The organism is Chlorogloeopsis sp. ULAP02, assembly GCF_038404745.2.
Classification (GTDB): domain Bacteria; phylum Cyanobacteriota; class Cyanobacteriia; order Cyanobacteriales; family Nostocaceae; genus Chlorogloeopsis.
The window spans coordinates 106317-127656 of record NZ_JAYKTT020000012.1 but is presented as its reverse complement, the minus strand read 5'-3'; the positions used below and the strand labels follow the sequence as shown (position 1 = coordinate 127656).

22 protein-coding genes are annotated in these 21340 nt (G+C 40.7%); 9 read left to right on the top strand and 13 right to left on the bottom strand.

Features of this window, described 5'->3' with window-relative positions; all coding sequences use genetic code 11:
- The first annotated feature begins 259 nt into the window (after positions 1-259).
- Positions 260-826 carry a Uma2 family endonuclease gene (locus tag U2718_RS07435; protein WP_341993287.1) on the top strand — a complete coding sequence of 189 codons (567 nt, stop codon included), beginning with the start codon at positions 260-262 and terminating at the stop codon, positions 824-826.
- A gap of 38 nt (positions 827-864) precedes the next feature.
- Here the strand turns inward: U2718_RS07435 and U2718_RS07430 are convergent, their stop codons facing one another.
- The 3 genes from U2718_RS07430 to U2718_RS07420 form a co-directional block, all read right to left on the bottom strand.
- Entirely contained in the window at positions 865-1962 is a 1098-nt protein-coding gene (locus U2718_RS07430) for an AI-2E family transporter (protein ID WP_341993286.1), read from the bottom strand.
- 10 nt (positions 1963-1972) lie between these two features.
- Entirely contained in the window at positions 1973-2401 is a 429-nt protein-coding gene (locus tag U2718_RS07425) for an NUDIX hydrolase (RefSeq protein ID WP_341993487.1), read from the bottom strand.
- A gap of 125 nt (positions 2402-2526) precedes the next feature.
- The gene (locus U2718_RS07420) at positions 2527-2913 is read right to left on the bottom strand and encodes a hypothetical protein (RefSeq protein WP_341993285.1); all 387 of its coding nucleotides are present in this window, start codon (positions 2911-2913) and stop codon (positions 2527-2529) included.
- A 353-nt stretch (positions 2914-3266) separates the two neighbouring features.
- On the opposite strand from U2718_RS07420, the gene folD reads away from it, so the two are divergent.
- The 3 genes from folD to U2718_RS07405 all read left to right on the top strand — a co-directional run bounded on the left by folD (position 3267) and on the right by U2718_RS07405 (position 5830).
- The gene (gene folD / locus U2718_RS07415) at positions 3267-4154 is read left to right on the top strand and encodes a bifunctional methylenetetrahydrofolate dehydrogenase/methenyltetrahydrofolate cyclohydrolase FolD (RefSeq protein ID WP_341993284.1); all 888 of its coding nucleotides are present in this window, start codon (positions 3267-3269) and stop codon (positions 4152-4154) included.
- A gap of 138 nt (positions 4155-4292) precedes the next feature.
- Positions 4293-5219, top strand: coding sequence for a geranylgeranyl diphosphate synthase CrtE (gene crtE / locus U2718_RS07410; protein ID WP_341993283.1), 927 nt, complete (start codon positions 4293-4295; stop codon positions 5217-5219).
- Positions 5220-5371: 152 nt separating this feature from the next.
- Positions 5372-5830: a divergent PAP2 family protein gene (locus tag U2718_RS07405; RefSeq protein ID WP_289790167.1), complete on the top strand. Its 459-nt coding sequence runs from the start codon at positions 5372-5374 to the stop codon at positions 5828-5830.
- A gap of 577 nt (positions 5831-6407) precedes the next feature.
- Here the strand turns inward: U2718_RS07405 and U2718_RS07400 are convergent.
- The 6 genes from U2718_RS07400 to U2718_RS07375 form a co-directional block, all read right to left on the bottom strand.
- The gene (locus tag U2718_RS07400) at positions 6408-7184 is read right to left on the bottom strand and encodes a hypothetical protein (RefSeq protein WP_341993281.1); all 777 of its coding nucleotides are present in this window, start codon (positions 7182-7184) and stop codon (positions 6408-6410) included.
- A gap of 210 nt (positions 7185-7394) precedes the next feature.
- Positions 7395-7724 (bottom strand): MgPME-cyclase complex family protein, encoded by a 330-nt coding sequence (locus U2718_RS07395; protein WP_341993280.1) that lies wholly within the window; start codon positions 7722-7724, stop codon positions 7395-7397.
- Positions 7725-7786: 62 nt separating this feature from the next.
- Entirely contained in the window at positions 7787-8506 is a 720-nt protein-coding gene (locus tag U2718_RS07390) for a SnoaL-like polyketide cyclase (RefSeq protein ID WP_341993279.1), read from the bottom strand.
- 166 nt (positions 8507-8672) lie between these two features.
- Positions 8673-9395: a pyridoxine 5'-phosphate synthase gene (locus U2718_RS07385; protein WP_341993278.1), complete on the bottom strand. Its 723-nt coding sequence runs from the start codon at positions 9393-9395 to the stop codon at positions 8673-8675.
- Between the two features lie 378 nt (positions 9396-9773).
- Positions 9774-10631, bottom strand: coding sequence for a 3'(2'),5'-bisphosphate nucleotidase CysQ (locus tag U2718_RS07380; protein ID WP_341993277.1), 858 nt, complete (start codon positions 10629-10631; stop codon positions 9774-9776).
- Positions 10632-10647: 16 nt separating this feature from the next.
- The gene (locus U2718_RS07375) at positions 10648-11523 is read right to left on the bottom strand and encodes a sugar kinase (RefSeq protein ID WP_341993276.1); all 876 of its coding nucleotides are present in this window, start codon (positions 11521-11523) and stop codon (positions 10648-10650) included.
- Between the two features lie 263 nt (positions 11524-11786).
- Here U2718_RS07375 and rsmI point away from each other — a divergent pair, with 263 nt between their 5' ends.
- Both rsmI and rpsU read left to right on the top strand, forming a co-directional pair.
- A complete protein-coding gene (gene rsmI / locus U2718_RS07370; protein ID WP_341993275.1) occupies positions 11787-12641 on the top strand; it encodes a 16S rRNA (cytidine(1402)-2'-O)-methyltransferase in 855 nt (284 codons plus the stop codon).
- A gap of 187 nt (positions 12642-12828) precedes the next feature.
- Complete coding sequence (gene rpsU / locus U2718_RS07365) at positions 12829-13008, top strand: 30S ribosomal protein S21 (protein ID WP_009459242.1); 180 nt, start codon at positions 12829-12831, stop codon at positions 13006-13008.
- Positions 13009-13290: 282 nt separating this feature from the next.
- Here rpsU and pth read toward each other — a convergent pair whose 3' ends face one another.
- From pth to psbH, 3 genes are all read right to left on the bottom strand, one after another.
- Entirely contained in the window at positions 13291-13956 is a 666-nt protein-coding gene (gene pth, locus U2718_RS07360; protein ID WP_341993274.1) for an aminoacyl-tRNA hydrolase, read from the bottom strand.
- A gap of 341 nt (positions 13957-14297) precedes the next feature.
- On the bottom strand, positions 14298-14546 hold the full coding sequence (locus tag U2718_RS07355; RefSeq protein WP_341993273.1) for a TatA/E family twin arginine-targeting protein translocase: 249 nt from the start codon (positions 14544-14546) through the stop codon (positions 14298-14300).
- 166 nt (positions 14547-14712) lie between these two features.
- Positions 14713-14916 carry a photosystem II reaction center phosphoprotein PsbH gene (gene psbH, locus U2718_RS07350; protein WP_289790178.1) on the bottom strand — a complete coding sequence of 68 codons (204 nt, stop codon included), beginning with the start codon at positions 14914-14916 and terminating at the stop codon, positions 14713-14715.
- Positions 14917-15003: 87 nt separating this feature from the next.
- Between psbH and psbN the strand changes: the two genes are divergently transcribed.
- Together psbN and U2718_RS07340 are read left to right on the top strand one after the other, a co-directional pair.
- On the top strand, positions 15004-15135 hold the full coding sequence (gene psbN / locus U2718_RS07345) for a photosystem II reaction center protein PsbN (RefSeq protein WP_016875718.1): 132 nt from the start codon (positions 15004-15006) through the stop codon (positions 15133-15135).
- A 580-nt stretch (positions 15136-15715) separates the two neighbouring features.
- Entirely contained in the window at positions 15716-15868 is a 153-nt protein-coding gene (locus U2718_RS07340) for a PsaJ protein (protein ID WP_341993272.1), read from the top strand.
- A gap of 124 nt (positions 15869-15992) precedes the next feature.
- Here the strand turns inward: U2718_RS07340 and U2718_RS07335 are convergent, their stop codons facing one another.
- Entirely contained in the window at positions 15993-19253 is a 3261-nt protein-coding gene (locus U2718_RS07335; RefSeq protein ID WP_341993486.1) for an alpha-mannosidase, read from the bottom strand.
- Between the two features lie 229 nt (positions 19254-19482).
- Here U2718_RS07335 and U2718_RS07330 point away from each other — a divergent pair, with 229 nt between their 5' ends.
- Positions 19483-21252 carry a hypothetical protein gene (locus tag U2718_RS07330; protein WP_341993271.1) on the top strand — a complete coding sequence of 590 codons (1770 nt, stop codon included), beginning with the start codon at positions 19483-19485 and terminating at the stop codon, positions 21250-21252.
- The last annotated feature ends 88 nt before the right edge of the window (positions 21253-21340 follow it).

The window sequence follows — 21340 nt, the reverse complement described above, 5'->3', positions numbered from 1 at the left end:
TGTTAACTAACTCAATACTGTCTTGAAAATGGGTGTGAGGGTGTGGGGGTGTAAGGATGTATTAAGATTCAAATTTTCATGACGAGCGTTGTGGGCTACTTGCCCGTGGGAGTCTAACTTGCTGTTCTCAAACGCTAACCTAGAACTCATACTATTTTTGATTTTAGATTGTGAAAAAATACTGGATAAGCTCTTAAATATTCCATCTGTCGCAATTATTTTTCAAATTAGGAGCAAAAACTCAGCGAGGTTTTAACTTATGATTGCTTCTCCTCAACAAGACTATCTCACTGCCAAGGCATACCTCGAAATGGAGGAACACAGTGATGTCAAGCATGAGTACATTGATGGGTATATCTACGCAATGGCTGGAGCGCTAGATCCTCACGTTACTATTGCCGGAAATTTGTTTGCTCTGCTCCGCAATCATGTACGCGGATCTGGCTGTCGTGTTTATATCTCTGATATGAAAGTACGAATCGAATCCCTGAATCGATTTTACTATCCTGATGTGATGGTTACTTGCGACCAACGAGACCAAGAAACGCCAGCTTATAAAAAATATCCTTGTTTAATTGTCGAAGTTTTATCTGACTCTACTGAAGCCTTCGATCGGGGCGATAAATTCGCTGATTACCAAGTATTGGAGAGCTTACAAGAGTATTTTTTAATCAATACTAAACGTCAGCGAGTGGAGTGCTTCCAGCGTAATAATGAAGGGTTATGGGTTTTGCGATCGTACACTTCGCAGCAAGAATACTTTCGACTAAATAGCATTAATTTTGAAGGAACGATGGCAGCACTTTACGAAGATGTGATTTTTTAATCATGATTCTAGATGTCAAATGTCCACTATTTAACTAACTATAAAGTTTCTATTTTCTCACTGATCACTACAGTTGGTTCTGACTCTATCTCTTCCACTTTCTCAAATTTTCCTTCACGCCAACTATCTGCAACACTTTTAATAAAACTAGCCAAAGGAATTGCAACTAATAATCCCAATAGTCCTCCTAATTTTGCCCCTAAAAGTAAGGAAATAACTACCCACACAGGATTTAAACCAGTTAAATTACCAAGAATACGAGGGGCAACAAAATTAGAATTAAATTGGTCAATTGCTACTGCGACAATTAAAACTTCTACTCCCAACCAAAAGTTATTTAATGCCACTAAAGAGCTAACTATACCAATTCCTATTCCCGTACCAAAAGGGAATAAAGCAAAAAAACCTATTACTAATCCGAATAATAAACCTAATGGAACTTGCAGCACTAAAAATGCTAGTGTAATTCCTGTTGCCAAGATAGTAGCTAAAGTTAATTGACCAAGAAAGTAATTTTGAAAGTCCTCGCGTAGTGATTGACGAATGTATGTTCCGATGTGCGACGGAAACCATAAAAATATTCCGTCCCAGATACTTTCTCCATTTAAGACTAGGTAGAAAGTCAACACTACTGTCAGCAAAATGTTGACGAGACTGCCGATAGTATCTAAAGCAAAGCTTAATATTTTGCCAGTAAAATTTTGAATTTGAGTTGATACTCGGTCGAGAATTTGGGGTAATAATCCACTTAGGTGTACTGGTAATTGTTCTGTTGTTGCCCAGTTTTGAAAATTTTGTAGCTGTTGACTACCAGAATCAATCCAAGTCGGCAAAATATTAGCCAGTTCATTGATTTGCTGTATGATTAGCGGTACCACAGTGATACCTAAAGCCACCAATATAAATGCAGTTAGCAATAAGGCGAGCGTAATAGCAACGTTGCGTTTTATTCCTTGTTTTTGAAAAAATCGGATGGGATAATCTAACAGAAAAGCCAGCAATAAAGCAGCAATTAAAATGCTAACTAATGGCTGAAAATACCTGATTACCTGAAGCAATACCCAGCCGTTGAGGATGACAAGGGGAAATGCCAAGCCAAAGGTTAACCATCGCGGTAGTTTGTTTACTGATTGCATGGCACTGATTCTATATATTCATTTTCTGTATAAAATCTAACAATATACGTTGATGTACGGTTCCTATAGGTCGAACTTCCCCTGCTACTGTTGAGTAACAGCTACCTTGGCTGATGTCTTCCGGTGTAAGTAAGCCCATATCCCAACCTTCGTTAAGAACTAGCTGATCTAATTCCACCAAAAGCGGCGCATGAAAAACGTGACGAATCACCCTATCATCACCATAACAGCCAAACTCATCAAATTTTTGTGGTAGCTCGTAATTAATTTCTTCTAAAATTTCTCGCTTTACTGTTATATCTGGAGTTTCACCGGATTCTATATGTCCGCCAAATAGCGCCCAGTATCCAGGATAAAGAATAGTGGGAATATTATCCCGCAGTTGCATGAGAAACTTGTTTTTTTGGTAGAGAATAGCGATCGCTACATGAGCAGCCATATTTACTACTGTATAAGTATCAACGTTCTTTATTGTCCACATCTTGCTGAAAGACTGACAACCAAAACGTCAGATGTAGGACAACTAGCTAAGATCTATAAAGTTATATTTTGATGTTCTGATTTTTACTTTTCTTCTAGAAATACTTCTCCAAAATCTTTGCCAGCTATAGGTATAGGCTGATATTTAATTTTGCCTTTGATAACTGCGTATTCTCCCTCTTGCAAAGCAGTTTGATTGGTAATAGCCCAAATTTTTCCTGTGGAGTCGTTAATTAAATACGCCTGCCGCTTCAGTAGAGGTACTCGCCTCTCTACTTTGCCTTGAATGTATGCTGTCGTACCGATGCTTGGTTGTGACTGTAGTTCCCGAATTGGAGTTACATTTGCTCCTAGTGCATTTACCTTGGAAAAACTAAACTGACTGCAACCCACTAATCCTGAAGAAAGTATACACATCAAACCCAAATGAGATACCGTAATAATGAGGAATTTTTCTTTTGCCTGTAGCATAAAAGATACCTTTTTCGGAAATTGTGGCATCAGTAGTTGCTTAGTCGCAACTTTAAATGAGTAAATTCCTATCAAGAGGATGTTCTGCGGTATGAGAAAAACACTCCCACCTGAAGCAACCAATCTGAGAAGATAAAGATAGAGATCTGAATCTGATTTGTGAGAGATTGTGTTTTGGTCGTTGTTTTGTTGGTGGTTGGTTAATGTTTCCTACAGCAAATAAACATCAACCAAAAGCTATCAATGAAGCCCTAACTAAAAATCTCACAATTCTTTGAGGAGTCTATATTTGGTGAGTGCTGCTACGGTATCGGACAGCAACGCCGAAGTAAGAGCGTACTTCTAATAATAGAATGGAAACAAAAACTGCCAAGTTACTCGATGGTAAAGCTTTAGCTGCAAAAATTCAGCAAGAGCTTGCTGCTGAGATTACCCAACTACAACCTCAAATAGAACGCCCTCCAGGTTTAGCAGTACTAATGGTTGGCGACAACCCCGCCTCAGCTGCATATGTACGCGGCAAAGAGCGAGCTTGCGCAAAAGTTGGTATTGCCTCTTTTGGTAAGCATTTCCCCACAGAAACTACTCAAGCCGAACTTGAGGAAGCTATTCATACTCTAAACCAGGATGAGCGGGTAGATGGTATTCTAGTGCAGTTACCCCTACCAAACCACCTGGATGCTGTTTCTCTATTACATCAAATTCACCCCGATAAAGATGCTGACGGACTGCACCCAGTAAACATGGGAAAATTAATGCGGGGAGAATCTGGTTTACGCAGTTGTACTCCTGCTGGAGTAATGCGCCTGTTGCAAGAGTATGAAATTCCTTTGCGAGGGAAACAAGCAACAGTATTAGGACGCAGTATTTTGGTGGGCAAACCACTAGCGTTAATGCTATTGGAAGCTGATGCCACAGTGACAGTTGCCCATTCGCGATCGCAAGATCTAGCTGCCATTACCAAAAATGCTGATATTCTAATTGCAGCAGTAGGTCGTCCAGAACTGATTTCAGCACAAATGGTGAAACCTGGCGCTGTTGTGGTAGATGTGGGAATAAATCGCATTACTGATGTCGGTGGCAACAGTCGCCTAGTCGGAGATGTCAATTTTGACTCAGTTGCTGGTGTGGCAGAATTTCTCACCCCAGTTCCTGGTGGTGTTGGTCCTATGACCGTTGCCATGTTATTGCAAAATACCTTTTCTACTTATTTAAGGGTGACAAAATCAAGTTTAAATTAGAGATTTTAAGTTGCCAGTTGCACTTATCAAACCAAAAACTATGGTTAGTTAAGAGTAGAGCCTAAATTCTAAATCTCAAATTACCACAGACCCTTAAAATTGTTACGTGAATAACATAAAACATAAGGAAATATAGGAATGGTAGCAGCGGATAACCTGAAACCGACTCCAAAACAAGCAAATTTTGATCTCATTACCTATTTGAAAGAACGACAACAGCTTTGTGAAGCAGCCCTGGAGCGGACGATTTCCGTGCGCTACCCAGAAAAAATTTACGAAGCGATGCGCTACTCACTCTTAGCTGGAGGTAAGCGTCTGCGTCCCATTCTTTGTCTTGCAACTTGTGAGATGACAGGCGGTACGATCGAAATGGCAATGCCAACAGCATGTGCCTTGGAGATGATCCACACGATGTCATTAATTCACGATGATCTGCCAGCTATGGATAATGATGATTACCGTCGTGGCAAGCTAACAAATCACAAGGTTTATGGAGAAGATGTCGCCATTTTAGCTGGAGATGGCTTGTTGGCTTACGCTTTTGAGTATATTGCCGCTAATACCAAAAATGTACCTCCCGAACGAGTGTTGCAGGTAGTTGCTCATTTGGGACGTGCTGTAGGGGCTGCTGGATTAGTCGGCGGTCAAGTAGTAGATTTAGAATCGGAAGGAAAGTCAGATATTTCTTTAGAAACGCTAAATTTTATTCACAATCACAAAACAGGAGCGCTTTTAAAAGCTTGTATTGTTTGTGGCGGTGTACTCGCAGGAGCATCTGAGAAAGATTTACAAAGATTATTTAGTTATGCTCAGAATATTGGTTTGGCATTTCAGATTATTGATGACGTTCTGGATGTCACTGCTACCCAAGAACAATTAGGTAAAACCGCAGGCAAAGACCAACAAGCCAAAAAAGTGACTTATCCTAGTCTTTGGGGAATTGAAGAATCTCGCAAACAAGCTCAAAAACTTATTGAGGCAGCTTGTGCGGAATTAGAACCTTTTGGAAAGGCGGCAGAACCTTTAGTGGCACTGGCTCACTTTATTACCAGTCGCAATCATTAGGTTAATTTTTGACTTTCTAGGTATTCGCGTGCCAGAAGCAGTCATAAGACACAAGAAATCGAAACTTGGGGAGGTTTCCCCATGCAAAGTAGCGCGATTTTCCTCACACATAAAACCGCTGCTCATAATTTTGTTAACCTGACTAAAATATCATGCAGGACATAGGCGACATTTTAGATAACCAGGTGCTGGTGGTTGCTCTAGTAGCTTGTTTAATTGCTCAAACTTTAAAGCTCGTAATCGAGTTAATTAAGAATCGGAAGCTGAACGTACGCGCCTTAGTGACAACAGGAGGTATGCCCAGCGCTCACTCAGCTCTGGTTACATCACTGGCAGCGGGTGTAGGGCAGACTCGTGGTTGGGCATCCGCAGAATTTGCAGTTGCTACAGTTTTTGCCATTATCGTTATGTACGATGCTGCTGGAGTTCGTCAAGCTGCTGGTAAACAAGCTCGCATTCTCAATCAAATGATTGATGAACTATTTGATGAACACCCAGAGTTTACAGGCGATCGCCTCAAGGAATTACTAGGACATACTCCTTTTCAAGTAATTGCTGGCTCGGCATTGGGTATTACCATTTCTTGGCTGGCACGCTATGCCTATAATTAAATCTCAGTATCATACCATGATTGAGATTTTGAATTGCGAATTTATCAATTTGAAACACTACTAAGCTGTTATGTTATGTATGGCAATAGCCAAAATGGTTAGGATACTAACAGATGATCAAGCTTAGATATCAAAAGACTTTTAACCCTGTCACCTACTATAATTTACACATTTAGGCGCAAGGATTGTCCTTATTTATCTTTAACACAATGATATAGGAGCAATTAATCATAGCGGTTATAAAGTCAAGACATATAACACCGGAAAATAGTTAGTTTACCTACTGCAATTTCTTATTGGTACAAGATTAGCTTTTATAACTATCATTGAGATTTAGTTAGTTGATTTTTTTACTGAAAATGAACTTTGAAGTTACAAGTTAATCTTAAATTCATAAGTTGATTCTAAGAAAATAGAGAAGTTTTTATAATTAATTTCGTTTAAATAAGTAACTATCAACAGCTAGATTATAATTACCCAATTGAACCACATTTTATAAATTTCATTTGATTTTACTAATTAAATTAAAAATTGAACATAGAAGGTGTACATTTTTATTTGTTTTGAATGGATAACTTTAGAATTGGGAATTTGGTAAATTTACTATCGGTCTTAATAACATTACCTTACTACTATCAACAATCACAGCAAAAAAACCGCGTTCTGATAGTTTTTGCAATGTACTGTAAGCATCTTGTTGATTAGTTGTGTAAGTTGCCAACAAGTAAGGGCGTTGTCCGTAGGAAACAAAACCAACGTCACCTCTTACAATTTCTTTGATTTGATTTGCTACCTCTGGACGATTGAAATAATCAACTAAGACTGCAAAACCACGCTTTAGACGTTGGGGTTGATAAGTTGCTGTCTGATTTAGTTGATTGAGCTGATTTAGCTGAGTGGTTGGAGTGGTTGGAGGTGTTGGAAGTGTTGGAGTGGTTGGAGGTGTTGGAAGTGTTGGAGTTTTTGGAGTTGTTTGATTTGCTAAATGCTCTCCCGGACGAGTAGTAATAATGGCAGTTAATCCGACAATACTATTGATATATCTTGCCCAACGATTAGCATCATCTATTTTAGTAAAACCGCCGATTCGCGTAACTGTATCGGTAAGATATCTACAGGTTGTAGTTTTAATTTCATTTGGTAAGGCGCGGCGCAATTGATTTTGATTATCTGGGGTGGGACTGATGACTAACAATAGGTACTCACCAGAATTTGGAGGTTGACAAACGGGAAGGTTTTTTTGCTGGGCAAAGGTAGTATTTATACCTGCCAATAACCAAGCGATCGCCAATAATAAACTACTTCCAACGGTTTTTGACAATTTTTGAGATTTATTTAACCCAATTTTATACATATACCACCGTATTATCTTCAGGATTTGACTATAAATATATATAATTTATTTCCTAGATTTCTAGGTGGGTGAGAAAATATTCTATTCTCCAAACTCCTGCTATGGATCAATCTTCACATCCTCACGTCAAAGGAGATTAGAAATAGGGAGGTGGAGTAGCGGAAAATTGTATAAACTTTTTCTCGCTTCCCCTACTCTCCTTACTCTTAGTTAGGATACAGTAGCTAAGGATGCTAAAGCGTCGGAAATAGTTTCAGAAGGAGCCTGAAACTCTCCTGTTAGTACGTACTCCAAGCGTAATTTTAACCAAGTAATAAATTGGGAATTGGTAGAAATAATTGCTACTGCTGGCTGGGGACACTTAGCTTTCACTGCTACCATCTCTGGCGCTTCTAGGAAAGCGGGTTGCTTGACTACCCAAAAGTCAATTTCTTTTTCTTGTTCGTGGTAATGACGGGTGCGTTCCCGCAGTACTTCCTCCATCGGTTCTTCTTCTAGCAGAAAGCGTTGAGAAGCCAAAACGTAATAGTATGTTTGCATTTTCGTTCGTTGCTAAATGATTAACACTGGCACACAGTAAAATTTACTGTGTCCTTACCGAATTATCTCAGCTTCAATCCCTTGAACCACGAGCTAAAAGGACAACCAGTTGCTTGCTGTTGGTTGGTAGTTTGTTTTCCACTGCTTGTCAGCTTTGCTAAGAACAAGCTGTTGTCGAAGTAGTGTTCGACAGAAAGAATTTTTAAATCCTCAGTCAGGTGGGCAACACTCATGCCGACTATCTCTACTGTTTCTTCTGTAGGTGCATAGTCTTTGTAGTATCCACTAAAAGTTCCCCAATGTCGCCACTTAAATGTAACTTTTGGTGGCGCAGAGTAAACTTCCAGCACTTCCCATAAAAATCCTTTAGGAAATGCTGTGCGGAATAATTTGCCCGAAGATTCAAAGGTTTCCTGAGAAGCTTGATAATTTTCTGTATCACCGATAAATAAATTGTAAGTCCCAGAGGCAGACACTTCTTCGGCTGTATAGGCTTGCCCGCCGTTACTACTCATGCGAAACTTGTCATTGACAACTGACAACCATTGATCTGGGTTGGTTTTAAAAGAAGCCTCCATCTCAAAAGTTCTGACTAAGTTTTGCGCGATCGCTTCTAGAGAACCTTCAACGTGATTGCATTTACTTTCTTGTGCCAAACCCGCTGTTGATTCGGTGTAATCTGGGGGAATACCGTGACGCCAAGTAGCATCAGTACTTTGGGCAATGACTGTATCCCGATCCTGCACCCAAAGTGGAAGGTTTTTAGATGGTGTTGCGCTCATAGAATTATTGGTTACAAATTTGATTTGCTGTATAAGCAAATACCAACATATTTCTAGATTTCGCAGAGAATTTCCCCTCTGATAGTCTGTCAACCAAAAATTAACAGATTGAGGCTGACACGGAGACGCGGAGAATTCGCTGACGCGCGTCTACACACTTCATCCTTTAGAACTGCCCGCGCATGGCAAGTTTCATCTCCCGAACAGCTCTTTCCATCCCGACTAATGCTGCCCGACTAACGATGGTATGACCAATATTAAGTTCTTCCATGCCAGGAAGACAAGCCACAGGATAGACATTCCAGTAGGTAAGTCCATGTCCGGCGTTGACTCTTAATCCGGCTTTAATTGCTTGCTCGCAGCCGGCTGCCAACACATCTAATTCCTGCTTGCGACTTGTTTCGTCTTTAGCCTCAGCATATCGTCCGGTGTGCAGTTCAATAAATTTTGCTTTTACCGTTCGAGATGCTTCAATTTGTGCTGGTTCTGCATCGATAAATAAACTCACTGGGATGCCAGCGCTTTGTAATTTATCAACAACCTCTCTGATTCTAGCAATTTGACCGACAATATCCAGTCCGCCTTCTGTGGTTACTTCTTCCCGCCGTTCGGGAACTAAAGTTACGTAGTCTGGTTTGAGATCGAGGGCGATCGCTACCATTTCATCTGTGGCAGCCATTTCTAAATTCAGGTGCGTTCTGACTGTCTGTCGCAACAGCCGCACATCTCGTTCTTGAATATGCCGCCTATCTTCGCGCAGATGGGCAGTAATTCCGTCTGCACCGCCTAATTCTGCCAGTACCGCCGCCGCTACGGGATCTGGTTCCACCGTCCGTCGCGCTTGCCGGATGGTAGCAATGTGATCGATATTTACGCCAAGTGTAGGCAACCCTAGTTTCTCCCTATCGACTGTCCACAGGAGTTGATTTTACAAGAAATATAGGTAAGAAGGTGAGTGAGAGAACAGCGATCGCTTGATAAAATCTCTTTGATTACTGCGTTTCTCAACTGGTATGATATCTTGCACCATTCTCAAGAAGAGCCAGAGGCTCTAGTTCTCGTTACCAGGTTGAACCTGGTAACGAGGGTTTCGAGGCTTCGCCTCTAGGCTGGCGGGACTGGTGCAAGGTGTGAATCAAATTAAATGACAAAACTTAAACTTTTAGATACTGTCGCGATCCTAAACCCTGTTCTTATTGAGCGATTAACATTATTGCAAAACTTTAATAATTACTAGATCAGTGAGATTGGGTTCATATGAACACTTCTAGAATTTATTTTCCCACTCTCTTAAAATTCTCTGTGCATCCTGACAAAGTATTTCATGGAACTGTCCATTACTAGCTAATAAACCACCCCATTGACTGATATCTCCTGTGTTGTACTGCAATGGCGTTGAGTCAAAATGAGTGAATTTACCACCAGCTTCTGTCAGAATTAATTCTGGTGCAGCTATATCCCAATCTTTAGGAGCAGATTTACCAGAAAGGGAAATATAAACATCTGCTTGATTTTCGACAATTGTGGCAATTTTACAACCAACGCTACCAACAGATTTTTGATTTTGACAAGGTAAATTTTGCAGTAAATAATTTAAGCTTTCGTTGCGATGACTACGACTGACGACGAGAGTTAAATCTTCGATGCGATCGCGTGGTGATAACTTTAAAGTGGTACTTTTACCATCAGAAGCTTCTACAAATGCACCGCCACCTTTACTGGCGTAGTACAATTTTTCTGCTTCCGGAACTGCTACTGTGGCTAGCACCGGACGATGATTTTTTACCAAAGCAATATGAATGGCATATTCACCTGTTTTTTCGATAAAATCTCGCGTTCCATCCAACGGATCAATGATCCATGCCCATGCTGAACTCAACTGCTTGCTTTGTTCTTCTTTGTAGGTTTCTTCGCTAATATAGACAAAATTTTCTTTACCTAAAGCTGCTTGTAGCTTCTCTAAAATATAATTATTTACAGCTACGTCAGCAATGGTAACAGGATCGCTATCTTTATACTGTACTTCTAGAGAATTGTAATTTTTGTGATAGTAAGACCGGAGGATATCCGCTGCTTCCCAACTGATGGAACGAGCTAATAAAAGTATTTCTTGTAAATCTTGCATTCGTTTTGCTCTATATTTAAGATTCCATCCAGCGGCGCGTGCCAAAAAATTGACAGGAAAAAGCAGCAATCTTCGCTGCTGATGCTAAAGCACTGATAAAGTTTTCCCGTAAGATGTAATGGCAAAAAGCACCGTGGAATATATCTCCAGCCCCCAGTGTATCAATAGCCTGAGTTTTTGGAACATTCACAATGCCATTTGTACCTAGCGTCAGATACTGAATTGGTTTTTCGCCGTGCGTAATAGCGATATGAGAAATACCAACTTGAGTGAGATAGGCAAGCATATCTTCCTGTGTGTGGCAGTTGGGAGGATAGAAATTAGCAGAACAAATTGCGTAATCTACCAAGGGTAAGAGTTTGTCAAATCCATGTTTCCAGCTACCACCATCAATGACAATTGGAATATTTTTGGCTTTTGCCATTTGAGCAATTTCGATGCCAACTGCCATTTGATGCCCATCAATCAGCACGATATCAATATTTTGTAAAATTTCTGGCGGAATAGCTTCGCGATCGGCTTGAGTTTTGACAGCGTTGATGGAAACTACAGCTCGTTCACCGCTGGCTTGGGTAACAATTATAGAAGAAACAGGTGGTGGGTTTTTCGTTGTAGAATCCAGATCATTGATTGCTACTCTATATTTTTGCAAGTCTCCACGAATCAATTGCGTTAGCGGATGAGAACCAACTATACCTAACAAGGTAGAGAAATTTTGAGTTTTGTCTGTGCTATCTAAATGGCTAAAAGCGATCGCAGCATTTGTAGCCGGGCCACCTGCTGCGACAATATAGTCTGTGGCAACTATTTTCTGATTGTTCTTAGGGGGAGATTGGGCAAGGTAAATTAAATCCAAAGTTACTAAACCAACAAATAAGCCATGATGAGTCATTGGTTATTGGTTAATTTTCTTAGTAAAACTCAACTACTACCTACTATCTACTAACTACTGTACAGGCGGCTTTTGTTGATAATCTTACCGTTCAAACTGATAATTTATCTTCTAAACCCGCACGGCAGTCGCTCCAACTGGGGGAACCTGACGCCAGGTGACGCCTGGTGCTACAACGCGGGAAACCCGCAAGGGCGCACTGGCTCCGCAACGTGCTGCCTCCCCTACTAACCACTAACTACTAACAATTTCAAATTTCTTTCATGCAAACCGATCCCAAACCAAGAACACTTTACGTTGTCGGCACACCAATTGGCAATCTGGAAGATATGACTTTCCGGGGGGTGCGAATTTTGCAAGCCGTGGATCTAATTGCAGCGGAAGATACACGCCATACAGGAAAATTACTACAGCATTTTCAAATTAAAACTCCCCAAGTGAGTTATCACGAACACAATCGTAACAGCCGTATCCCAGAATTATTGAAGCAGTTGGATGAGGGTAAGGCGATCGCTCTTGTAAGTGATGCGGGTATGCCAGGAATTTCCGATCCTGGGTATGAATTAGTTAAAGCTTGTATTGATGCGGAAATTACGGTAGTACCGATTCCTAGTGCGAGTGCAGCAATTACGGCTCTCAGTGCAGCCGGGTTACCAACGGATAGATTTGTGTTTGAAGGATTTCTGCCTGCAAAAGCCCAAGGACGAAAAGAACACTTAGAAACTTTGAGCAGTGAATCTCGCACTCTCATTTTCTACGAATCTCCCCATCGTTTGCGAGAAACATTACAAGACTTAGCAGATATTTTCGGCAGCGATCGCCAAATTGTACTAGCACGAGAATTAACAAAATTGTATGAGGAATTTTGGCGGGGAAGGCTTGAGCAAGCACTTGTTTTCTGTCGTGATCGCGAGCCTCAAGGCGAATACACTTTAGTAGTGGCAGGAAAGCCACCAACTCCAGTGCAGTTTTCCGAGACTCAATTAAAAATTGAGTTAACAAAACTGATGACTCAGGGAATGTCGCGATCGCAAGCTAGTCGTGAGTTAGCAAAATTCACTTCTCTTCCGCGCCGCCAACTTTACCAGCTTACTCTTACTATCAAGACATTGGAGTAGAAAAGGGTTTAGGGTGTGGGGAAATAACTCTTTTTTATACTTGGTGATAAATTTATTCATTGCAACTGCCTTGCCAAAGCGGGATCAAATGACTTTAAGTCATAAGTATCTTACATAGGTTTCCTCAAGTTGAAGGCGGCATTACAATGAGAGATATTGATAATGAGGAAATGAGGACGAAGCTAGAATGACCCAGGTGGTATTAGGAGAAAATGAGGGAATAGAATCAGCACTGCGTCGCTTTAAGCGCCAGGTGTCCAAAGCTGGGATATTAGCTGATGTTAAGTATCATCGCCACTTTGAAACACCATTAGAAAAGCGCAAACGCAAAGCAGTTGCTGCCAGACGCAAGCGGCGTTTTAAATAAACCTAATTTGGTAATGACGTTGTTTGACAACATCAAATTAAACTAACCACAGCCCCTCTGTTATCATTTTTACAAAAATTGGCAAGAGGAACCGCATCCTTGATAGGGTGCGGTTAATTTGCTGTGAAAAGTCTCAATTATTCTATTCTGGTTATACAGGACAGGCTCTATTGCTGCCCATCAACTCTAAAACAGGAAAATCACAACACAAAATACATCTGTAGCGGTGGTATGAAAAGTAAAGATTGCATCTAAATAAAACTTATAAAAATTAGATAAAAGTTACACAGCTTTCTTTGTAGAAGTTTCAGTTTCTAAAAGAGTTAGAGTACTACTGTTACAACGATTCATTGCTTTTTCTACACCTTGTTTCAGACATAATTCCACGCACTCAATTATAAACTGCAATATCTGGGATACAAACTGAGTTTCAGAGGCAGAAAATTTGCCCAAAACATGGGATACAGCACCGTTTTCGACATCATTAGCAACACCTTTTGGTTTGCCAATGCCAATCCGCAAACGGGGAAAATTTTGCGTACTAAGATGAGCGATCGCGCTTTTCATGCCGTTATGCCCGCCAGCCGAACCAGACAAGCGCAGTCTAGTCTTTCCTAGCGGCAAATCCATATCATCATAAATCACTAATACCGATTCAGGCGGCAATTTATACCAACTTGTGACAGCTTGTATTGCCTGCCCTGAGCGATTCATATAAGTCAATGGTTTGAGCAAGCGGATTTTTTCTGTGTTGGGTGCAACACCTTCCCCATATTCACCCTGAAACTTGCGGTTTTCTGCTAGGGAAATTTTCCAAGCAAGCGATAGAGCATCTACAGCAGCGAAACCGATATTGTGTCGTGTTTGGTGGTATTTAGGCTCTGGATTCCCCAAACCGACAATCAGTTGGGGAATCACCAAAGCTGTTTTGGCAGTAGCTTCTGTCATCTGAAGTATGAATTATGAATTATGAGTTATGAATTATGAAGTAATCAAGTCAAATCTTAACTTCTGCCTCCTAGCTTGAAAAGGGTGTAGGGGAGCCAGTGCGGTGGTGAGCCAGCGCTCTTGGTAGGGCTCCCCGGCATAAAGGAGCCAGCGCGTTGCGGAGAGAAGCGCCGTGCGGGGGTTCCCCCCGTTGAGGCGACTTCGGAGGGTTCCCCCCGTTGAAGCGACTGGCGTCAAGTGGCGTCATCTGGCGTGTATAAGGGTTTAGGGGTGTAGGAGAAAGACATTTTTATGCCTGGCGGTGAATTTTTTTGATCGAGACTGCCTCCTGCCTTCCATATTCAAGCTTCTTCCTTATGAGTTGCCTCTAATTGCTTGGGTTCTAGTTCAGCAGTAGTCTTGACAGCTTCTTCGATTTGAACTGCTTCTTTTTGGAATTCGTTTTGAAACTCCCTAGAAGCTTCTTGAAAACCACGAATGGCTTTTCCCATGCTACGTCCTATTTCTGGCAACTTCTTGGGGCCGAATATTAACAGCGCCACAACCATAATTAAAGCCATTTCTGGTAGACCGATACCAAATACATTCATTTTTCTATCCTGTTAACTAAAAAATTGCTATATAACCCACAAATTTAGTTTAGACAAAGTCAGTGGCTAGTAGATAGTGGGTAGGGGCGTCTACCGACTTGATAAAAAAACCCGGTCGAGCCGGGTGGAGGAGCTTTTTATGCAAGCTTTTGAACTTTTGTATTCGTTAGCGCCCTAAACTCCGCCAATCTACGTTAACGTCTTGAATCGCTATTGACTTGTTATAGAGTTGCAGAATAATCAGCAAAAACACAAAAAACAGCCCCATAAAAACAGCCATCAGGGGGGTAGTACCCCAACCTGGAGCAACTTTACCGTATTCAGAGTTAAGTGGTCTGAGGATATCTCCCAACCGCGTCCGTTGTGCCATATTTCACCTTTAAGATTACTTGCCAAAGCATTTTTTAATCTTCTGTAATATTCTATAAGAATAGCACTCATAATCTATCTTTAAGTTATGGAACCCGCAACAGTTCTTAGCATTTCTGTTGGCGCAATTGTAATTGTGATCACGGCGCTGTCTATTTATACTGCTTTTGGCCCTCCTGCCAAAGAATTAAGTGACCCATTTGAGGATCATGAAGATTAAGCAAGCCTGCTTGCAAAGCTTCTATTTTCAATTCACCTTAAGCAACCCACCCATAGGCTGTCTGGGTGGGGTGATTATTTGGGTTGGAGCGATCGCTTACTTACTCTCATGGGCGCGGACATCAATATATATCCCGCCCCTATTTTTTTTCGGTAGCCTTTTCGTATTCACTTCAAGGTAATTATTATTTCTGTATCTGAAAATTTTCGCTACATCATCAATTGTAGTTAACGAATATTACCTAATTAAAAATCACTAAATATAGAATTTGAAGATATTGCTTACGGATGATTTTTTATATTTGTTTGTATACATGGAAATCAGATTATTTTAAGTTGTGTTCAAGATAACAAAGCTAATTTAATTAAAATTTTTATTTTTATTCCTTTAGTCAGAAGGATGTCCAATTATGAATAATTACTCTAATAGGTATACTCTAAATTAAACTCTTGATTTTGAGAGTTAAATTTGTAGTATCAAATAGAAACATTTTTGGATGATTTATATACAACAGAGCAAATAAGTCTCTGTATCATCACAAAAATTTCAGTGTAATTAATGCAAATTTCTGAGAGAGAAAATGGTTCAAAAACCAACAGAGCAACAAGGCTATTTCCTTAGATACCTTTCCCTTGCGCCTGTCATTGCCGTCCTTGCGGTAGTAATTGCCTTTTCAACTTGGGCTATATTTAACTTTGTTTTCCCAGACTTACTATTTCATCCACTGCCATAAAAATGACATAGCAATTGGGTAAAACGTTATCTCAAAATCAAAACCCATCTTTCATTAATAAACTAATTATTTAAATGAAGGATGGGTAAAATAGATTAAGAGCAATAGAGTGAAGAATCAGTAATTAAGAATTTACAGAATTACTAACTTTAAGTTTAAAATTAACTATTTTCCAGGGATTAATAATGATTTTTTGATTAACAGGTGCAGATTCAGAAGTAGATAAAGAACACTCCAATAAATCTACTGAATCTTCCAAACTTAATTCTAAATTATTCTGCAAAAATAACTCCGCTGTCTCTCCGTGACATTCATAGCATCGAATAATCCAATGTTGTTGATTGTCTTCCGCTTGTTTCAACGCCATTAAGATTAAATTTTCAGCGGATAAATTTAGGAAACTCATTCCGCTTCCGGAAAACTTTTTCGCTGACGACAAGGGTTCAAAGCGAGATTTCTGTGAATGTACCACCACTTGCAAAGGAATATTAAATTCATAGCCACGTCGTACCGTCTCGGCCGATTTCCAGTTACCAGCGTGAGGATACAAAGCATAGGTAAATTCATGCAATCCTTGATCTGCCTGTGGATCTGGCCAATTGGGACTGCGTAGTAAGGTTAGACGTAGTTGATTAGATTGGCTGTCATAACCATATTTACAATCATTGAGCAAACTTACCCCATAAACACTCCCCTCATGGTTCGCACTCAAGTCTGCCCAACGCAAAGCAGGAACTTCCCATTTTGCCTGTTCTGACTTTGTTTGGGGTTTAGTAGGGCGGTTAATTGCCCCACAGGGAATTTCATATGTAGCAAAATCTGCTTCAATATTTAGAGGAAAAGCTGTCTTAACTAATACTTGACGTTCTTGCCAGTCAACTTTGGTGGCAATTTTGAGTATCGGTGACGCTGCTTGTAGGATGTAATCACAGCAAAACTCCGACTTACCAAACTGTTGTACCACACGTAGGCTGCTTTGCACTGGCCCGTTTTCTAACCATTGAATAGATTTGAGGTGAATTGGTGGTAGAGGATGCTGGGCGTAATTAGGATCAATGTTCCATGCATCCCAATATTGACCGCTGTCTTGAAAAGCTTGTAATTTATTTCCACCTGTTTGGTTGAGAACTTCCTTATTATTAACTTTGTCCAAAACACTAGATAAATTACCAGTTTGCTCGTCAATTATTACCCGCAAAAATTCATTTTCTAGAGTCAAATTTTTTGATAAAAATTGTTCTTGCTTTTGCAAACCTAAATTGGTATCTTCATAATAACCCTTACTATGGCCTTTTTTAAGCTGAGAAGCACACAGCCAAAATAGACGATAACCTACAGATGGAATATCACTTGCCACAAATAACAGTGCTCCTGCACTCAACTGAGAAATAACTTTCTTTCCGGCAGTATCGTATATATGCCATTCTTGGTCTGGTGTAGCGTTTGAAGGTAAAGAAACAGAGACAACCTCACACCGTTGCCAATTTAAGGAGTTGAACACTATTACAGGCAGACAATTAGATAGCGGTGGATCTGGGAAGCGAATTTGAGAAGCGATCGCACTCAAAGAGCCTTGTAATATCTCAGTTCCAACTTTTTCTACATCCTGCCACTCTGGTAAAGCATCTTCGTAAACTTCAGTAATCGAAGAGCCAGGCAGAATATCGTGAAATTGATTGAATAATAGCTTCTTCCATGCCGCTTCTAGTTCGGCTTTGGGATAAGTTGCCCCACAGCTAATGCTTGCGATCGCAGCAAACAGTTCCGCTTGGTAAAGCAAACTTTCACAGCGACGATTCCAGCGTTTTTGATCCGCGTGGGTAGTATAGCAGCCGCGATGAAATTCAAGATAAAGTTCGTCGTCCCACGTTGGGAGAGAGGAGGAAGGGGTGATGTTTAAATCTTGAGTATTTTTGGTTGACTGTAATTGCTTTAAATATTTCTCAACCGTCGTGAATTCCAATTGGGGGAAAAAAGAAGATTTCTGCCAACGGCGGGCAACTTCTAACATATCACGGGTGGGGCCACCGCCGTGGTCGCCAACACCAGGAAGCCAAAGCGAGTCAGCAAAACCAGTTTGATTTTGCCATTCAATAGCGTAGTCAGCCATTTTCACAGGTTCTATGCTTTCACCAATCGGTGCAGACATAAAACTGAAGATTTCACTGCTATCTAGAGAACGCCACCAAAAAGCACCATGAGGAAACTTAGTCGTATCATTCCAGCGCAGCTTTTGAGTGACAAAATACTTAATACCTGCCTGTTGTAAAAACTGCGGTAGCGTTGCACAAAAACCAAAACTATCGGGAACCCACTCCACAGTTGAAAGCTTGCCAAACTTTTCCAACACATAACGTTGCCCGTACAACAACTGCCGAACAATCGACTCACCAGCAATCAAATTCAAATCCGGTTCTACCCAAAAGCCGCCAACAACTTCCCAACACCCATCTGCCACCTTTTCTTGAATTCTTTTAAACAAATCCGGACGATTTTTCTCAACCCAAGCATACAAAGCCGGAGTCGAATGGCAGAAAATTAACTCCGAAAAATCTTGCTGAAGCTTGAGAACCGACTCAAAAGTATTTTGTGCCGCCCTCCAAGTTTCACTCACACGCCACAGCCAAGCCATATCCAAATGCGCATGACCCACCAAATAGATTTTAGAATCTAGACTTGAAATTTTAAATTTACTTAAACTCTCCCGCAAAGAAAATAATACTTTCTCAAACTCTCCCTTTTCTTCCTTCGCGTCTTTCGCGCCTCTGCGGTTCATTATTTCTTCCACCACCGCCGCCAAATCATCCAACTTCCCAGGCGCAAAACTCTCCAAATAACGCTGCATTACAGCCAACTCATCAGCTACAAAACCAGGATCAAGACGACTCTCATCAGTAGATTCATAAATCAAAAGCGATCGCAGCAAAGCTCCATCACAATGTTCTGGGCTTACCAAACGTAAAGCCACAAAAAATTCTTCCCCTGGCGTCACTGCCGAAGAGAGTAATACCCGTGGTGAAAAATCAAACAAATCTCCCTCGGCTGCCAAAACTCCATTCACATAAACTTCAACAGAATTTGCCCACCAAACTAACGCCAATCGCAAAGACAAGCCCCCAAGTACATAACCCTCGATATCTTGGGGAATTACAAACTTTTGAGCTAACCACAAAACTTCTTGCCCAGCAGCCCAAGCGATATGTTCCTTAGCATTTAGCTCTACAGGTGTCCAATCAGATAAAGAGGCTGAAGTTACCTCAGTGATAGTTAAATCACCTGCAAAATAACGCCAATTTAGGAGTATATTCTCTTGACAAAAAGAGCGTAGTTTTTCAACTGCTGCCAAGATTAAATTAGTATTGGATTGCGACACGGGAAAGACCATATTTCCGCTATGATGGGGACACTTACAAAGTATGTTGGCATCAAAAAACGTATTTTTCGTGATAATTGTTAGTGGATAGTCATTAGTCATTGGTTATTGGTTATTGGTAAAAACCTAACCACTAACTACTGTACGGGCGAGTTTTGTTGATAATCTTACCGTTCAAACCGATAATTTATCTTCTAAACCCGCACGGCAGTCGCACTCGACGCGCTTAACCCGACGCCAGGTGCTACAAGTCGGCAGAGCCGCAAGGGCGCACTGGCTCCGCAACGAGCTGCCTCCCCTACTAACTACTAACAAACACAATCACATTGTTTGGTGGGAATCAAATAATTCACAAACATCTCAACAAAAATTCACTACCATGCCTCCTGCTTCCTCTGGACGTTATCAAAGCAGACTTTTTAACTTTGTCCACCAACAATCTCGGCGCTGGGGCGAAGGATTGGGACGTACTTTCCGCCATCTGCAAGTAGCTGCCACTTTGTCCCTAGAGGCACTGATGTACCCCTTCTTTCAGCTAATTCAAAAAGCTGTTGAATCAGCTGGTAAACAACTCGATGGTGCACAGGAGCAAAGCAAGCCACAATTAGAAGCATATGATAGTGATTTCCATCCCGAAATTCCTCCAGTAGCTGATACTCCTATTTTGCGAGTCTTACAAATAGTAGAGTATCTGCAAGCAGAGGACGTGGGGACACGGCGCAGGGATATGGCGACGCGGGGAAGAATTATACCCTACAGCCCCACTTCTTTACTCCTCCACTCTCCCACTCTCTCCCAAATTCAAGGCATAGCTTCACAGTTATCGAATCGCCAGTTGGTACTTATGACCCGTGACAATGAAATTTTGGATATTTTGACGCCCAAGCAGCAGCAAATCTTGGAAGAGCGAATCATAACAGAGATTGCTAATTATTGGCGTCGGTGGCGTTTCCTAGCAGCAAAAAAAGAAACAAATATTTTAAGTGAAATTAATTATTTATTAAATAAGCTAAGTTCTAGTAAAACTAACAAAACTCTTCCTTTGCTGCCCTCTGGTGTTACAAAAGATAATATTGAGTATTCATATATTCTGAATCCGGAGCGATCGCTAACATTTTTAGACGCGACTTTTGCCAAGTTGGAATCAAATGCTTTAATGCCGATTTCTCGCGCTAGTTCTGAGCTACTTCAAGTTATCCAAACTCAATTATATATATTTATTTACGGTCAAGAACAGCTGCCTGCTAGCAGTCAAACAACAGTTGCTGTCGATGATTTAAAAAATCAAACACCAAAAATTCAAGCTTTGATTTGGGCGGCACTAAATTTCTTTTTTGGAGAACGCAAGAGCAAAAAACTAGAGCCAAATACATTCGGAAATCAAGCTTCGCCAGCTTTGCCAATTACCCCTGGGGTGAAACCACAAAAGTTAACTAGGCTACCACAAAGTTTTCATTCCCAAACTTTGACGCCAAGTTCTCATATATCCAATAGTTACTTCGTAGATCCTTGGTTAAGCGAGAGTGATTTATTTGGTGAAATTCAAGAGACTAGCAAACCTCTAAATAATCAATTGCTCGAATCTTCCCTAAACAATAATGCTACTCTTCTCCCCAGCCAGAAACTAAATTACCTTTTAAAAAACCTAATTTATCGTTTTAAAGCGATCGCATTGCCACAGCGAAAATTAAAAACCTCTTCAAAATTAGTACAACTTCAACAATCAATCTTTAAATTCACAACCACTCGAAAAACATCTACAGAAGTTGTCACTTCAACACAAACAGCATCCGCTATTGGGCTAGTAAAAAATGGCGCTCCAACTGATCAAATCGAGCCAAAGCCTGACTGGATTGAAATTAAAGCCAAATTAATTGGCTATGAACAGCATCCGCTAGAACTGATTCTAGAATGGTTGGATCAGGTGATGCTCTGGATAGAAAGGTTGTTTATCAACATTTTTTACTTTTTGCAAGGATTTTTCAGAATCCAAAATAAAGGCAGAAGATAGAAGGCAGATGGCAGAAGGGAATATACAATCATTGAGTATAACTTCTCCTTCACAATCACCAAATTTGGTTAGTAAATGGACATAATTA